Annotated in this window: 18 protein-coding genes and 1 pseudogene; 7 read left to right on the top strand and 12 right to left on the bottom strand. The window is 63.5% G+C overall.

All coding sequences use genetic code 11. The features are described from left to right. Positions 1-29 precede the first annotated feature (29 nt). Complete coding sequence (locus EET67_RS03725; protein WP_128624883.1) at positions 30-251, top strand: DUF1858 domain-containing protein; 222 nt, start codon at positions 30-32, stop codon at positions 249-251. A gap of 155 nt (positions 252-406) precedes the next feature. Here the strand turns inward: EET67_RS03725 and EET67_RS03720 are convergent, their stop codons facing one another. The 3 genes from EET67_RS03720 to EET67_RS03710 form a co-directional block, all read right to left on the bottom strand. Next, the gene (locus EET67_RS03720) at positions 407-1111 is read right to left on the bottom strand and encodes a Crp/Fnr family transcriptional regulator (RefSeq protein ID WP_128624882.1); all 705 of its coding nucleotides are present in this window, start codon (positions 1109-1111) and stop codon (positions 407-409) included. Between the two features lie 135 nt (positions 1112-1246). Continuing rightward, positions 1247-1555, bottom strand: a complete 309-nt coding sequence (locus tag EET67_RS03715; RefSeq protein WP_128624881.1) for a DUF1244 domain-containing protein — start codon at positions 1553-1555, stop codon at positions 1247-1249. A gap of 33 nt (positions 1556-1588) precedes the next feature. Then, positions 1589-2395 carry an N-formylglutamate amidohydrolase gene (locus EET67_RS03710; RefSeq protein WP_128624880.1) on the bottom strand — a complete coding sequence of 269 codons (807 nt, stop codon included), beginning with the start codon at positions 2393-2395 and terminating at the stop codon, positions 1589-1591. 206 nt (positions 2396-2601) lie between these two features. Here EET67_RS03710 and EET67_RS03705 point away from each other — a divergent pair, with 206 nt between their 5' ends. Further along, positions 2602-3120: a DUF1036 domain-containing protein gene (locus EET67_RS03705; RefSeq protein ID WP_245450707.1), complete on the top strand. Its 519-nt coding sequence runs from the start codon at positions 2602-2604 to the stop codon at positions 3118-3120. Beyond that, positions 3117-4550, top strand: coding sequence for a pyruvate kinase (gene pyk, locus EET67_RS03700; protein WP_128624879.1), 1434 nt, complete (start codon positions 3117-3119; stop codon positions 4548-4550). Before EET67_RS03705 ends, pyk begins: the two co-directional genes overlap by 4 nt. 259 nt (positions 4551-4809) lie before the next feature. Here the strand turns inward: pyk and EET67_RS03695 are convergent, their stop codons facing one another. The 5 genes from EET67_RS03695 to EET67_RS03675 all read right to left on the bottom strand — a co-directional run bounded on the left by EET67_RS03695 (position 4810) and on the right by EET67_RS03675 (position 7635). Next, positions 4810-5403 (bottom strand): tetratricopeptide repeat protein, encoded by a 594-nt coding sequence (locus tag EET67_RS03695; protein ID WP_128624878.1) that lies wholly within the window; start codon positions 5401-5403, stop codon positions 4810-4812. A 60-nt stretch (positions 5404-5463) separates the two neighbouring features. Continuing rightward, positions 5464-5589: a type B 50S ribosomal protein L36 gene (gene ykgO / locus EET67_RS03690; protein WP_128624877.1), complete on the bottom strand. Its 126-nt coding sequence runs from the start codon at positions 5587-5589 to the stop codon at positions 5464-5466. A gap of 137 nt (positions 5590-5726) precedes the next feature. Continuing rightward, entirely contained in the window at positions 5727-6806 is a 1080-nt protein-coding gene (locus EET67_RS03685) for a 5-(carboxyamino)imidazole ribonucleotide synthase (protein WP_128624876.1), read from the bottom strand. After that, positions 6803-7300, bottom strand: coding sequence for a 5-(carboxyamino)imidazole ribonucleotide mutase (gene purE / locus EET67_RS03680; RefSeq protein WP_128624875.1), 498 nt, complete (start codon positions 7298-7300; stop codon positions 6803-6805). The genes EET67_RS03685 and purE overlap by 4 nt, the downstream gene beginning before the upstream one ends. Before the next feature lie 131 nt (positions 7301-7431). Next, the gene (locus EET67_RS03675; protein WP_128624874.1) at positions 7432-7635 is read right to left on the bottom strand and encodes a YdcH family protein; all 204 of its coding nucleotides are present in this window, start codon (positions 7633-7635) and stop codon (positions 7432-7434) included. Positions 7636-7875: 240 nt separating this feature from the next. Between EET67_RS03675 and EET67_RS03670 the strand changes: the two genes are divergently transcribed. Further along, the gene (locus EET67_RS03670) at positions 7876-8055 is read left to right on the top strand and encodes a YdcH family protein (protein ID WP_128624873.1); all 180 of its coding nucleotides are present in this window, start codon (positions 7876-7878) and stop codon (positions 8053-8055) included. A gap of 210 nt (positions 8056-8265) precedes the next feature. Here the strand turns inward: EET67_RS03670 and EET67_RS03665 are convergent, their stop codons facing one another. From EET67_RS03665 to EET67_RS03655, 3 genes and pseudogenes are all read right to left on the bottom strand, one after another. After that, on the bottom strand, positions 8266-8529 hold the full coding sequence (locus EET67_RS03665; protein WP_128624872.1) for an ArsR/SmtB family transcription factor: 264 nt from the start codon (positions 8527-8529) through the stop codon (positions 8266-8268). Positions 8530-8623: 94 nt separating this feature from the next. Continuing rightward, positions 8624-9910 (bottom strand): annotated as a pseudogene (locus tag EET67_RS03660) (MFS transporter); the annotation flags it as partial. A gap of 144 nt (positions 9911-10054) precedes the next feature. Beyond that, positions 10055-10246 carry a DUF1192 domain-containing protein gene (locus EET67_RS03655; protein WP_128624870.1) on the bottom strand — a complete coding sequence of 64 codons (192 nt, stop codon included), beginning with the start codon at positions 10244-10246 and terminating at the stop codon, positions 10055-10057. 139 nt (positions 10247-10385) lie between these two features. Between EET67_RS03655 and EET67_RS03650 the strand changes: the two genes are divergently transcribed. Next, positions 10386-11366, top strand: coding sequence for an NAD(P)H-quinone oxidoreductase (locus EET67_RS03650; RefSeq protein WP_425359502.1), 981 nt, complete (start codon positions 10386-10388; stop codon positions 11364-11366). A 381-nt stretch (positions 11367-11747) separates the two neighbouring features. Beyond that, entirely contained in the window at positions 11748-11888 is a 141-nt protein-coding gene (locus EET67_RS03645; RefSeq protein WP_128624868.1) for a DUF1127 domain-containing protein, read from the top strand. A 145-nt stretch (positions 11889-12033) separates the two neighbouring features. On the opposite strand, the gene EET67_RS03640 is transcribed toward EET67_RS03645, so the two are convergent. Further along, positions 12034-12726 carry a DUF1013 domain-containing protein gene (locus tag EET67_RS03640; RefSeq protein ID WP_128624867.1) on the bottom strand — a complete coding sequence of 231 codons (693 nt, stop codon included), beginning with the start codon at positions 12724-12726 and terminating at the stop codon, positions 12034-12036. 526 nt (positions 12727-13252) lie between these two features. Between EET67_RS03640 and EET67_RS03635 the strand changes: the two genes are divergently transcribed. Beyond that, entirely contained in the window at positions 13253-14764 is a 1512-nt protein-coding gene (locus EET67_RS03635) for a helicase HerA domain-containing protein (protein WP_128624866.1), read from the top strand. Positions 14765-15268 lie beyond the last annotated feature (504 nt).

The raw sequence follows: 15268 nt of genomic DNA, 5'->3' as shown, positions 1-15268 counted from the left end.
TGGCGGCTTTCCACGCGGGAGCGGCGAGGATGGCCAGCACAGTCGACAAGAACATGAGCATGGACCAGGTCATGCGCGAATGGCCGGCCACCATCGGCGTCATCCTTGGCCATGGCATGCTGTGCGTGGGTTGCCCGATCGCCGCTTTTCACACCGTCGCCGATGCGGCGCGCGAACATGACATCCCGGAAGCCGGGCTCCTTCGGGATCTGCGCGCGGTAGGAATAAAGCAGGTTCAGCATTCGGGATAATGACCTCCCAGAGCATGATCTTGTCCGAAAAGCCTGCAACTTTTCAGGATCATGACTTTGATGAAGCATGATCTTGTCTGAAAAGTCTGCAACTTTTCAGGATCATGACTTTGATGAAGCATGATCTTGTCCGAAAAGCCTGCAACTTTTCAGGATCATGCTTTGGGCAAGCGCCCTTCCGCGAGCAGGAAAAGCTTGTGCGGCTCGACAACCGCAACCTTCTGGCGACCGCTGCGGACCAGCCCCCGCTCCTCCCAGGCGGTAAGCAGCCGGCTGACCGTATGCAGCGTCGTGCCGGTCATCTCGGCAATGTCCTGGCGCGAGATCGGGAAATCGATAAGCAGGCCGTCCTCGGTCTTCTTGCCGGTCTGCTTGACTAGCCTGAGCAGGGCGCGGGCGACACGCTGCTCTACCTGCTCGGTGGCCATCTCGATGACCTGCGCATGCGCATCCTGAAGCCGCGTGCCGACGGTCTTGTAGGTGTTGGCGCCGAAGCTAGGGAAATTGGCGGCGAAATCCGGCCACAGCGCGCCCGGCCAGGCAAGCACGACGCAATCGGCGGCCGCAATGGCGGAGGCCGGATAGGTCTTGCGGCCGAGCGCATGGGCGATGCCCATCAATTCGCCGGGGCTGATATAGCGCACGATGACCTGCTGGCCCTGCGGCGTCGTCTTGACCACGCGGACATGGCCGTCGAGCAGCAGGAAGAAGGAATGTGCTTCCTGCTCCTGTTCGAAGATGGCCTCTTCCCTGGCTACAAGCAGTGAGCGCGCATGTTGCAGGATGCGATCGAGATCGGCAGGGGCCATGCCCTCGAACGGGGGCAGATCGGCAATCAACGAGCGGTCGAGGCGGCTCAAATTCAGACCCTTTTTGAGAAGATCCAGCCACTGGAATGACCGATCCTGAACCCGGGATGGGCGCACAATGTCATAGGCGGGCAAGGCTCGGCAAGTCGCTGCCGGCCGGGCCGTTGCGCGCCTTTGAAATGGGGGTCAGTGATCGCGCGGACGGCGTGCCTCGAACTCAGCTTTCTTTGCATCTGAGGCTTCGGTCTGATGCAGCGCCTGCCATTCGGCATAGGGCATGCCGTAGATGATCTCGCGCGATTCGTCCTTGCTGAGGTCGAGACCGGCCTCGCCGGCCGCGTCGCGATACCAGTTGGACAGGCAGTTGCGGCAGAAGCCGGCGAGATTCATCAGGTCGATATTCTGGACGTCGCTGCGCTCGCGCAGATGCGCCACCAGCCGGCGGAAAGCCGCGGCCTCGAAATCGCGTTTCTGGTTTTCGCTGAGTTCGGTCATGGAACCTCCTTGCGGATCGGGATTGGGGGAATTCTATCCGGCCTGGACCGGCCCGCTGCGCGAGCCGAAATGTCTGACCTCATGTATATCGGACCGGGCGTTGACGGCGTCAACGATTCCGGCGAGCCGCTCGGCCCACGCATCGGCGGTGGCGTCGTCGGCAATCAGGTCCTGGCGAATCTCGACCAGCGCATGGGCATAGCCGTTGGCAGTCCCGTGGCTGAACATTGTGTCGCCGCGCAGCGCGCCGTCATAGGGCTCGTTGTCGCCGACCACGAGTGTTTCGTCACGTGACAGAAGCTCGATGATCGGGCGGGCGGCGCGGTCGTCGCGGTCCCAGAGCAGGCCCACATGCCACGGCCTTGCGTGGCCTTGCATGTTCGGCGTGAAGGAGTGGACGGAAAACAGGAAGGGCGCGCGGCCGCTTAGCCGCGCCACCGAGGCAACCAGCGCCCCCACCGCATCCTGATAGGGACGGTAGAAGCGGTCGAGCCGCTTTTCGCGCTCCTGCGGCGTCATCGGATAATTGCCGGGAACGATCGTGCCGTCATAAAGCTGGCGAATCAGTGTGGGGTCGTCCTCACCGCGATTGGGGTCGATCAGCAGGCGCGAGAAATTGGCGAGCACGGCCGGCGCGCCGGTGAGGGCGGCAAGCTTGCGCGTCACCTGCTCGACGCCGATGTCATAGGCGATATGGCGCTGGAATTCACTGGCGGGCAGGCCCAGATCGCCGTATTCATCGGGCAAATCACGCTTGGCATGATCTGCCAGCAAAACGATGCCGCGTTTGCGGTCGCCGTCGATAAGCTCGAAGGGGGCAAAAACTGCTGATCGGATCATGGAGTGCAAACATCCCGTTTGCCGTGGCGAGGTCGCCCGTCATTCCATGAAGGGGCGCCAAGTGCAATGCCGTTGTTTGGTCACTGTTTTCTCCAACATCGAACTTCGGTCGACATGCGGCGCTATGATGCATCTAAATCGATTGGATTGAGGGTCCGGGGCGCGTTGACATGCAGCGAGACTTTGCCGAAAAGGGACGTCGAACAATGAAAAAGCCACAACAGAGGGATTCGAGGATGGGCCCGGCCGGCGCAGCGCGCACTCGCTCCGCACAAGCCGCGTGGCTGCTTTTCCTCGCTCTTCCGCTTGCTTGCCTCATGGGCACGAGCGATGCGCGTGCCGATTTCCGCGTTTGCAATGCAACGCAGAACTTGGTCGGCGTCGGCATCGGCTACCGGGCCAAGGCGGGCTGGATCACCGAAGGCTGGTGGCATATCGAAGGCTCGACCTGCAAGACGCTGATCGAGGGTCCGCTGTCGTCGCGCTTCTATTATCTCTATGCCGAGGATGCCGAGCGCGGCGGGCGCTGGGATGGGCCGATCAACATGTGCGTGGCCGAAAAAGAGTTCAAGATCGCCGGCGTGACCGATTGTGTCGCCCGCGGGTTCCAGCGCGCAGGTTTTCAGGAATATGACACGGGCGAACAGGCAAGCTGGATGGTCCAACTGACCGACGAGCCCGCAACAGACGGCACCGCTGCCGTCACGGGAACGAATTCTCAATGAGACGCAGCCGCAAGGTAAAGATCCTCGCAACTCTTGGCCCCGCTTCCTCCTCCGAAGCGATGATCAAAAGGCTCTTCGAGGCCGGAGCCGACGTCTTCCGCATCAATATGAGCCATGCCGACCCGGCGCTGATGCGCCAGCTCGTCCACCGCATCCGCGCCGTGGAAAAGGAGGTCGGAAGGCCGATCGGCATATTGGCGGACCTGCAGGGGCCGAAGCTGCGGGTCGGCAGGTTTGCCGAAGGCAAGGTGATGCTGGAAGTCGGGCAGAGCTTCACGCTCGATGACAATCCGGCGCCGGGCGATGCCAGCCGCGTTCACATGCCCCATCCTGAAATCCTTGCCTCGGTGCAACCCGGTCATCGCCTGCTGATCGATGACGGCAGGCTGGAACTGAAGGCGACCGCAACAGACGGCAAGGCGATCACCTGCATAGTGGTCGCGGGCAACAGGATATCGGATCGCAAGGGGGTCAGCCTGCCCGACACCGAACTGCCGGTCGGCGCGATGACTGAAAAGGACCGGGCCGATCTCGACGCGGTGCTGGCAGCCGGTGTCGACTGGATCGCGCTGTCCTTCATCCAGCGCCCGGAAGACCTGGCCGAGGCGCGCAAGATCGCACGCGGACGCGCCTATCTGCTGTCGAAGATCGAAAAGCCGCAGGCGGTGACGCGGCTGGCCGAGATCATCGAATTGTCGGACGCGCTGATGGTGGCGCGCGGCGATCTCGGAGTGGAAATGCCGCTTGAGGCGGTGCCCGGCATCCAGAAGCAGATCACGCGCGCGGCACGCAAGGCGGGCAAGCCGGTGGTGGTGGCGACACAGATGCTGGAATCGATGATTTCGGCACCGGTGCCCACCCGCGCGGAAGTTTCGGACGTGGCGACAGCCGTGTTCGAAGGCGCGGACGCCATCATGCTCTCGGCCGAATCGGCTGCCGGCGAATATCCGGTCGAGGCGGTGGCGACGATGAACCGCATCGCCGAGCGCGTCGAGCAGGACCCGACCTATCCCGGCATCATCAACGCCCAGCGTTCCGAACCGGAGGCAACCGGCGCCGACGCGATCTCGCTTGCCTCGCGCCAGATTGCCGAGACGCTGAAACTGTCGGCGATCATCACCTATACCGCTTCGGGCACGACGGGCCTGCGCGCGGCGCGCGAGCGGCCGCAAGTGCCGATCATCGCGCTGTCGCCGGTGGTGCAGACGGCGCGGCGGCTGTCGCTGGTATGGGGCACGCATTGCGTGGTCACCGCCGATGCGTCCGATCTCGACGACATGGTCAACCGCGCCTGCCGCATCGCCTTTGCCGAAAGCTTCGCCAAGCCCGGCGACCGGGTGATCATCACCGCCGGCGTGCCTCTGCGTACCCCCGGGGCAACCAACATGCTGCGCATCGCCTATGTCGGCGCCGAAGGCAGTGGGGCGTAGGGCACTCGCCGACCTGACAGCCGGCCGTTTCCACTGCCATCCAAACCTGGAAGTCGCGGGGATGACGCGGAGAGTTTGTGCGCCCACGGTGGGATGACGCACAGAGGTGCGCGCCGTCATCCCGGCCAAGGGAGCGAATGCGACCGCGAGCCGGGACCCATTCCGTGAGGCCGAAGGTAATGGGAAGGCATCCCGTATATGCGACTTGCTGCGCAGCACAGCATTTCACGGGTGATGTATGCCGTGAGGGCGAAGACGGTCAGATCGCCTCGCCGGCGAGTTCTTCCGAAAGCGTGCCGACCTGGTCCTGCGCGTTGCGCATCATCGGGTAGATGGTGAGCACGCGCTGCCAGGCCTCCAGCGCAAGCTCCTTGTTGCCCTTTGCCGTCATGATCTGCGCCATGCCGGCCAGCGCCCCGAAATGGCGCGGCTCCAGCCGCAGCGTCTGGTCGATGTCGGCCATCGACTTGCGGAAGCTGTGCATCATGAAATGCACCGTCGCGCGGCGGTTCCAGCCCTCGGCATAGGTCGGAGCCAGAGTGATCACCTGGTCGAGGAAATCGAGCGCGACATCAAATTTCTGCGCTTCCATGGCATTCTGCGACCATTGCATCATCAGGTCGATGGAAGCGCTGCCGGATTTGTTCCACTCGCCCTGGATTTGCGAGGCGAGGCGCTCGGCCGCCCTTTCATTGCGCTCGCGCTTCAATTTGCCGAACAGGGAGTCCAGCCGGCTTTCGGCCTTGGCCGGAGCGGTTGCCTGCTTGGCGTCAGGGGCCGTTTGCGCCAGCGCCGGCACGGCAGGCACCGCTGCGATGGCCAGACCGATGAGATATGCACAAACGCTCCGCATACGGAAGAATCTATCCTCCGTCCGCGGAACGTCAAATTGAAATTCGTGTGATGGCCGGGATCAGCCCTGGCGTGCCTTGAAGCGCGGCGCCGACTTGTTGATCAGGTAGACTCGGCCCTTGCGGCGGACCAGCTGGTTGTCACGGTGGCGGGCCTTAAGAGCCTTGAGCGAGTTCTTGATCTTCATCTGTTCGATCCGTCGACTGGGCCCGTCGCAGGGCCGAACTGAAAGACGCGCCCGAAAGCGCGTCAGAATTTGTGTCTGGCTCATAAACGAGGTGGCCACGCCCTGTCAACCGCACCTGGCCATGTTGTGGCAGTGATTCAGCTTTCGCCCGTCAGGCGCGTGAAATGACCCATCTTGCGGCCGGGTCGCGCCTCGGCCTTGCCATAGAGGTGGAGCATCAGTTCCGGCTCGGCAAGCAGGGCGCCGGCGCGCAGCACATCGTCGCCGATCAGGTTTTCCATGACACAGTCCGAATGGCGGGCGGCGCGGCCGAGCGGCAAGCCGGCCACGGCGCGGATATGCTGCTCGAATTGCGAGACGGTGCAGGCGGCCTCGGTCCAGTGGCCGGAATTGTGGACGCGCGGGGCGATTTCATTGACCAGGAGCCCGCCATCGGCAAGGACGAAGAACTCCACGCCGATAACGCCGACATAATCCAGCGCCTGCAAAATGGCGAAGGCTGTGTCCCTGGCGGCGTCGGCGGTCTGGCGGGAAATGGCGGCAGGCACGGTGGATGTGTGCAATATGCCGTCGCGGTGGATGTTTTCGGCAGGATCATAGGCGCTCAGCGCGCCGTCGCGGCCACGCGCGGCAATGATGGAAATCTCGCGGTCGAAGGAGACGAAACCTTCCAGGATCAGCGGGACGTTGCCCATGGCTGAAAAGGAAGCATCGGCGATTTCGGCAGCGCCGCGCAACACGCGCTGGCCCTTGCCGTCATAGCCCATGCGGCGGGTCTTCAATATGCCGGCACCGCCCAGGTCCTGCAGGGCGCTGGCGATGTCGGCGTCGCCGTCGATGGCGCGAAAGCCTGCGGTGGCGATGCCGATCCCGTTGAGGAAGGTCTTTTCGGTCAGCCGGTCCTGCGAGACTTCCAGCGCACGCGCCGGCGGATAGACCGGAACGGTCGTGGCAAGCATCCCGGCGGCCGACACCGGCACATTCTCGAATTCATAGGTGACGACGTCGCTTGCCTCGGCAAGCTCATGAAGCGCGGCAGGGTCGTCATAGGCGGCGACGATCTGGCGATTGGCGAGCTGGGCGGCGGGGCAATCGGCCTGTGGTTCCAGGATCATGGTGCGGTAGCCAAGGCGCGCGGCGGCAATCGCCAGCATGCGCCCAAGCTGGCCGCCGCCGATGATACCGATGGTCGAGCCGATGGGCAGTGGTGCTGTCATGGCGTGTCCGTCGGCTGTTCAGCGACTGCGGCGGTCTGTTCGGCACGCCAGGCGTCGAGGCGGGCGGCAAGCGCGTCGTCGCCCAGCGCCAGCACGGCGGCAGCGAGCAAGGCCGCGTTGACCGCACCTGCCTTGCCGATGGCGAGCGTACCTACCGGGATGCCGGCCGGCATCTGCACGATCGACAGCAGTGAATCCTTGCCCGACAGTGCCTTGGATTCCACCGGCACGCCGAAGACCGGCAGCGGGGTCAGCGCCGCCGTCATGCCGGGAAGATGGGCCGCGCCGCCAGCCCCGGCGATGATGACCTTGAAGCCCTCGGCCTTGGCCCCGGTGGCGAAATCATAGAGGCGCTGCGGCGTGCGATGGGCTGAGACGATGCGGCTTTCATGCCGGATGCCGAGCGCTTTAAGCGTATCCGCGGCGTGATGCATGGTTGCCCAGTCGGACTGGCTGCCCATTATTATTGCGACGTCGGCGCTTTGCTTGGCCAAGTATTCGCCTCCGGATGGTTCGGCGGACAGGGTGAGTGATGATCCGTTGCCGATTATCCGAACCGGGCTTTGGCCGCAAGGGCGCGGCCTGAAAGAGAGGGAATGTCGATCGTTGCTGGCAGCGCGGCCATTCAGGCGATGATATCCGGAATCATCCGGTCTTCGAGCTTGGCCAGCCGATCCTTCAGCATCAGCTTCTTCTTCTTCATGCGCTGGATCTGGAGCGGGTCGCAGGAAGTCGCGATCATCGCCGCAATGGCAGCGTCGAAATCGGCGTGTTCCTGTTTCAGTTTTGCAAACTCTAGACGAATCTCGCTCTGTTCCTGGTCTGACATGTCTACCGTCTGCAGAAATTTCCGGCGCATGGGCGCCCACCGGCGGGGCCGGAAGCGCAATTTCCTCCGACGGCAAGCCCATAGCACATTTCAGACTGTCAGGAAATGCTACCAAGACTTATTCGACATGCAAATGATCTGGTGGCAGAGTGTCATCGTACCGTCATAGTGCGGGCCCTGCGGTGGAACCGCCCGTGATGGTGCGATCGAGGAACCCTGAAAAAAACAGGAGCGCCAATCATGTCTCTTGCCAACCATCTTGAAGAGCTGCAGCGGAAGCACGGCGACATCGAGCGTCAGATCGATATCGCCTTGAGCCATCCGTCGATCGATGACCTTGAAATCGTCGATCTCAAGCGGCGCAAGCTGGCAATCAAGGACGAAATCGAAAAATTGAAGGCGTCGCCAACGACACACTGACAAAACTTATACGGTAACGCTAAACCCTTCCGACATTTCCGACCGGCGGCAGGCCCTGTCGCCGGAAGTGGGATTGGTGGCCTGCAATTTCACGGCCGGGATGGCAACATCGCGTCACCGGCAGGGTTGCTGTAGCGTATGATTTGACCAGGCCGCCATGGGCTGAAGAGTAGGAAGAGCCCCCTCTGAGGGCTGGTTACTCACTCCTTGCTAGCCGCTCCAGAACTGATCCAGCCATAGATTGAGCTTAAAGAAGCCGTCATTGTCGATGGCATAGACGCGCCTTGTGCCCTGGGCGCGGGCGCTGACCAGGCCCGTATCCAACAGGACCTTCAAATGCTGGGAAACCGCCGGGCGCGAGATCGGCAATCCCGCAGCAAGTTCGCTCACGGTCCTGGGGCCGCGGCGAAGTTCCTCCAGCAGATGGCGCCGGTTCGGATCGGCAATGGCCGTGAAGGCATCCGGAACGATCATCGCCCCTTGGCCCCACGCATCGTTCTGGAAACAGGCGTCGCTTTATCTCCCCGTTTGGATACCGCCTCAGTTGTGCGGCTGTTCTGCGCCGATCTCAACCATCCGGTGCTTCGTCAGCCGCTCGCGGCTCCTGCTCGGCGGGGGTGCGCGGGTCGAGCCGCACCGCTTCTGGCGTGACGCCACGTTCGGATGGCAGGGTCTTGAAGGCCTCGCGCTCCTCGACCGGCACCGGGGCGCGCCGCCGGATGCGCAGGAGCGTGTAGCCGGCAAGCGAGAGATGGGCGAGCGCGGTCGCCAGGAACAGACTTTCGGGACGCATCGAGCCCATCAGCCCCGCACCGATGACCGGCCCGATCATGGTGCCGAAGCCATAGAGCATCAGCAGCCCGCCCGAAACCTTGACGAAATCCTCGGGGCGGGCGTGGTCGTTGGCGTGGGCGACGGCGAGCGAATAGAGCGTATAGGCAAGCGCGCCGTAGCAGGCGGTCATGGCGATGACCAGCGCGCCGATGCGCGGGGAGGCGAAGAAGATGTTCACGCCGACCAGGGCCGATATGCCGGAGGCGGCGGCGAGCACGAAGCGGCGGTCGGTCTTGTCGGAGATACGGCCGGCCGGCATCTGCATGGCCGCGCCGGCAATGACGACCAGGCTCATCATCAGCGCGATCTCGGCGGTGGAAATGCCGATGCGCGCGCCATAGACCGCGCCCAGCGTGCCCCAGGCGCCGTTGGCGACGCCGATCAGCAGGCAGCCGACGCAGGCGACGGGCGAATTGGCGTAAAGCCCCTTCAGGTCGAGCGAGACGTCCTGCAATGGCTGCGGATGGGAAGCGGTCGAGACAGCAGTGGGGATGAGCGACAGGCAGAAGAATATAGCAGTGACCATGAACAGCGATGCCGAATTGATGTCGCCGAAGGCCACGATCATCTGCCCGGTCATGATCGAGGCATAGGTGACCATCATATAGAGGCCGAACACGGTGCCGCGGTTTTCGTTGGTGGCTTTTTCGTTGAGCCAGCTTTCGATGACCATGAAGGCGCCGGCCATGATGAAGCCGGTGAAGGCCCGCAACAGAATCCAGATCAGTTCGCCGATCATCAGGCCGGTGAGCAGCGCGATGATGGCGCCGAGTGCCGCGAATGTGCCGAAGGCGCGCACATGGCCGGCGCGGCGCACCAGGCGCGGGGCAAAGAAACAGCCGGCGACGAAACCGCCCGCCCAGGCCGTGCCCATCAGGCCGAGTGCGGCGGTGGAGAAGCCTTCCGCCTGGCCGCGCAGGGGCAGGAGAAGGCCGTGCAGGCCGGAGGCCGCCAGCAGGAAGGCGGTGCCGCGCAGAAGGGAGAGGATCGGTCTGTAGGCAGCGAGCATGCATCCATCCGGCGATTGATGGGAGCGGACATGCCGCTCCGGACTTTCATTCTGGCGCTTTTGCGAACAGAATCGATTCGTGAATTCCAGCGCTGGGAATTGAAAATATCGGCTTTCCGGCTTTTCAACGGCACAATGGCGACAGCGCTGCGCCGATCAGCGCCGGAACATCGCTTCGGCAGCCGATTTGGTTGCGTCCTTTGCCTTCAATTCGGCCTCCAGCCGGGTTATCTCGGCCCGAAGAAGCGTGATTCGCTCGGAAAGCTCGCTTTGCGAAAGCAGCGAAAGGTCCTGGCCTATTACATGCGCCGGCATCGGCTTTTTCGGTTCGTCGTCGAAGATCGCCATGGCAGCATCTCCCTGCTTGCCGGTTTGCGTCGCCGGGCAGACTACATAGAATGGCGGCGATGATGCAAATGCCGGGCGCGGTCGGGCCTGCACAGAGAAAGGAACCACAATGGCGGATGGAGATCGACTTCCCGAGAAGATGACGGCGGTGGCGATTTCCACGCCCGGCGGCCCGCTGGTGCTGAAGCCCGAGCGCCGCGACCTGCCCAAGCCCGAGACGGGCGAAATCCTGATCCGCGTGCACGCCGCCGGCGTCAACCGGCCGGATGTGCTGCAGCGCAAGGGCGCCTATCCGCCGCCGCCGGGCGCTTCCGACCTGCCGGGGCTGGAAGTGGCCGGCGAAGTGGCAGCACTGGGCGAAGGCGTGCAGCGCTGGGCGATCGGCGACCGGGTCTGTGCGCTGACGCCGGGCGGCGGCTATGCCGAATATGCCAGGGTGCATGAAACCAACGCGCTGCCGCTGCCGGCCGGCTTCACCTTCAGCGAGGCAGCGGCCCTGCCCGAGACCTTCTTCACTGTCTGGCACAATGTGTTCGAGCGCGGCAGCCTGAAGGGCGGCGAAACACTTCTGGTACATGGCGGCTCGTCGGGTATCGGCACGACTGCGATCCAGCTTGCCTCGGCTTTCGGCGCCTATGTGATCGCCACCGCCGGCAGCGCGGAAAAATGCGCGGCCTGCCTGAAGCTCGGCGCCGACCGCGCCATCAACTATCGCAGCGAGGATTTCGTGGCCGTGGTCAAGGAAGCGACCGACGGGCGCGGGGCCAATGTCATTCTCGACATGGTCGGCGGCGATTATGTCGGCCGCAACTACACGGCCGCCGCCATCGAGGGCCGCATCGTCCAGATCGCCACGCAGGGTGGCGCGGTGGCGAGCGCGGATTTTTCCAAGCTGATGGTCAAGCGGCTGACCCATACCGGCTCGACGCTGCGGCCACGGCCGGTCGAGGTGAAGGCGCAGATCGCCGCCGGGCTGGAAGCGAAGGTCTGGCCGCTGCTGGCGGCGCGGCGCATCGCACCGGTCATGGACATGATCTTCCCCCTCAAGGAAGCCTGGCGCGCCCATGAGCGCATGGAAGAGGGCGAGCATATCGGCAAGATCGTGCTCGACGTCGGCTAGCAGCTGCGGATTGACCCCGCCGACCATCTGATACAAATATTGTGCATCGCACAATCATGCTGCCGGGGTGTTGTCACGCGGACACCGAGACACCGCAAGATGACTGTCTCGTTGAAGCATCATCCAGCACTATTCCTTGTCGATGCCTGATCTTCCTGAGAAAACCGTCGCCGGCCTTGGGGATAATGCCCTGAGCGGATCGGCTGCTCGGTCACCGGAACGGAAAGCCCCACTATCCACGCACAGAGTTACCGAGAGGTTACCAGGCAGAAAATTGTGCATTGCAACAATTGCACTGAAGCTATGCAAAAGCGTCGGTTCAAACCGTGTCGGAGGCAGCCTATCTGAAGCTCACCGAACACGAATGAGGGAGTAACCGAAATGAACCCGATCCAAGCTTTCCGCAACTGGCGCCGTTACAGCGAGACGGTGCGCGAACTCAACCGCCTCAGCAACCGTGAACTGAACGATCTCGGCATCAACCGCGCCGACATCGCCAGGGTCGCTCGCGGCGCGCTTTAAGTCCTTGTAAAGCCAGAGCCGCACGAGACGGAAATGCCCGTCTCCGGTTCCGAACCCGTCAGACCTCGTCTGGCGGGTTTGTCTTTTTCAGGGATGCGCAAGGTCGCGCGAGCTTACGCAAGCCCGCCGGGAGCCGTGAGCGGCTCTATTCCTCATCCTCGTCGGTGTTCCTGCCCTTCAGCGAGGACAGCTTGGCGAACACCGCATTGGCGTCCAGCTCTTCGTCCTCCTCGCGCTCCGGCTTCTCGTCGGGCGACAGGCGCTCGGTCATGGAAGCAGGCAGCAGCGTGTCGCCGGCGGGCACGGCTGCCGGTCTGCCGGCCGAGGCGCGCTGCACCTCGATGTCGAGGTCGATCTGCGAGCACAAGCCAAGCGTCACCGGGTCCATCGGCACCAGATTGGCCGAGTTCCAATGGGTGCGGTTGCGGATCTGCTCGATGGTGGCCTTGGTGGTGCCGACCAGGCGCGAAATCTGCGCGTCCTTCAATTCGGGATGGCTGCGCACCAGCCACAGAATTGCGTTGGGGCGGTCCTGCCGCTTCGACAAAGGCGTATAGCGTGGACCCTTGCGCTTGGATTCGGGCACCCGCACCTTCGGCTCGGACAGTTTCAGCCGGTGATTGGTGTCCCTCTCGCCGCGCGCGATTTCCTCGCGGCTGAGCTGGCCGGTGATGATCGGGTCCATGCCCTTGATGCCCTGAGCCGATTCGCCATCGGCGATCGCCTTGACCTCGAGCGGATGAAGCCCGCAGAACTGCGCGATCTGGTCGAAGGAAAGGGCGGTGTTATCGACCAGCCAGACGGCAGTCGCCTTGGGCATGAGAAGCGTGTTGGCCATGGAATAAAGTCCTCTCGTTCGCCCGCGTCCCTTTACGCGGGCGGTGGTTTTAGAGCCACCAGAATGGGAAATCGTGGCGTATATAACGTTATTTGCAGCGCCCGGCAAGAAAACTTCGAGAAATTGCCTTTCCTCACCGCGCCGCGGCGAAGCCCTCATGACGTGATCCAAAGGTTTCAGCAGGGATGCTGGGCAACCGACAGACAAGGCCTGTCCACTGGAATCTGCCCGCCTCCCGGCTGTCGGATTTGCTCCTGCGCCGAAAGCCGCTAGAGCATGTTGCAGCCAAGTGGAATCACTGGTGTCGCACACATGCGGCAAAATCAATTAGATCGACCATGACGCCGTCCGAAAACCGTTTCACACTTTTCGGCATCATGGTCTAAGACCGTTGGGCAGGTCGCTGGCGAGTCGCGCCGGGCGCAGCGTGCCGCAGCCCATTTATGCTTGAACCACGAATGATCCATCTTCCCAGGTCAATCCTCCGCTCGATCACAATACCCCGCCATGTGTCGAGGCCCGTTCCATGAAGGTCGGCATCGATATCGGGGCTGCGACCAATGGCACGGCGGCGATGCTCGACCTGGAGGAGCTTTTGGCGACGCGCCTTCTCGTTCAGGGCAATTCCGGCTCAGGAAAGTCGCATCTGCTGCGCCGGCTCCTGGAGCAGAGTGCGCCCTGGGTGCAGCAATGCGTCATCGACCCCGAGGGCGACTTCGTCACGCTGGCCGACAAGTTCGGCCATGTGGTGGTGGATGCGGCCCGCACGGAAGCCGAGCTTACCCGCATTGCCGCCCGCATCCGCCAGCACCGCGTATCGGTCGTGCTGAATCTTGAAGGGCTCGATGTCGAGCAGCAGATGCGAGCCGCGGCGGCCTTCCTTGGCGGCATGTTCGATGCCGAGCGCGACCATTGGTATCCGGTGCTGGTGGTGGTGGACGAGGCGCAGCTTTTCGCGCCCGCCGTCGGCGGCGAGGTTGCCGACGAGGCGCGCAAGATTTCGCTCGGCGCCATGACCAATCTGATGTGCCGCGGGCGCAAGCGCGGCCTTGCCGGGGTCATCGCCACCCAGCGCCTGGCCAAGCTTGCCAAGAATGTCGCCGCCGAGGCCTCCAACTTCCTGATGGGCCGCACCTTCCTCGATATCGACATGGCGCGCGCGGCCGACCTGCTCGGCATGGAGCGGCGCCAGGCCGAAATGTTCCGCGATCTGGCGCGCGGCCATTTCGTGGCGCTTGGCCCCGCACTGGCGCGACGGCCGCTGCCGGTCGCCATCGGGCCGGTCGAGACCGCACCGCGCTCGACCAGCCCCAAGCTGACGCCGCTGCCGGAGGCGCCGGAAGATGCGCGCGACCTGATCTTCACCCCCGGCCCGGAAGAAAGGCGCGCGCCGGTGCGCCGTGCGCCAACGCCGCCTCCGCCAACCCCGACCGCCGAGATATTGGCGCAGCTTTCGCAGCCCAGACCCACCGCCGAGGCGCCGGCCGAGCCGATCTTTGCAATCATCGACGAGGCCGAGCGCGAGGCGGGCATCGAGCGTGTACTTGGCGAAATCCTTGAGGATGCGGATGCTTCCTTTCGCTCCGATGCCATCCTCTACCAGGACTTTCTGGTGCGTTGCCGTATTCGCCGCGTGCCGGGCGAGCCGGTGCCGCTGACGGTGTTCCGCCGCAAGCTCGCCGTGGCTCGCGCCGGCGTCGACGGTGCAGTCGCGGCAAGCGAGACCTGGCAGCAGGCGCTGGATCTTTCCGCGAGCCTGCCCGACGATCTCCAGGGCGTGTTCCTACTGGTTGCCCAGGCGGCAGTCACCGGCGCCGCCTGCCCTTCCGATGCCGCCCTGGCGCGGGCCTATGGCAGCCACTCGGCGCGGCGCGCCCGCCGCCTGCTGACCTATTTCGAAGAACAGGGGCTTTGCGTCGTGCGCACCGATTTTCACGGCAACCGCGTCGTCGCCTTCCCCGACCTTGGCAGCGAGACGGCGCCCGGCGACCCCAACCTTCCGGACATCGCCGCCGACCAGTCCGATGCGGCGGAGTAGGCCGCGTCTGTGCTGATGCGATGCGGGCGGACCATTCCTTCAGTCCGGCATCGGAATCATCCGAAAACCGGTTCCCACGTTTCGGTCCGATGCCGACCGTTAAACTTTTCGTAATCCGATTAAAGCTTTAGTAAATCGGGGTGACTTGAGGCCGTGAACGTCGTGGCGGCGATGGGCCGGATCGGAGTTGATGACAGTGGTTGCTCGCTTGGCAGTCGTGTGCCTGATGTCCGCCTTGTTTGCCGGAACCTTCGCGGGGGTCGTGCAGCTTTCGGAAGGCGATCGTTTCGAGGCGCAGTGCCGCGTCTCCAGCAACCCTGCCTGTTTTGGACCGAATCTCCGATAGGACCTATGTCCTACCCCCCTGGCTGTCAAAGGATGAAACGCTCTAGGTCACGTACCCATAAACGGGATTGAACGAAGCCGCTGACGCGGCATTTGGCAGGTCGGTTTGCGGTTGAGGCTTCTGTTTTGAAGGATTGCGGCTGTTGAAGCGCAATCTTG

The organism is Borborobacter arsenicus (genome assembly GCF_003934165.1).
Taxonomy (GTDB): Bacteria; Pseudomonadota; Alphaproteobacteria; order Rhizobiales; family Rhizobiaceae; genus Pseudaminobacter; species Pseudaminobacter arsenicus.
Note: the sequence above shows the minus strand (reverse complement) of the source record. Positions and strands in the feature narration are given on the sequence as shown.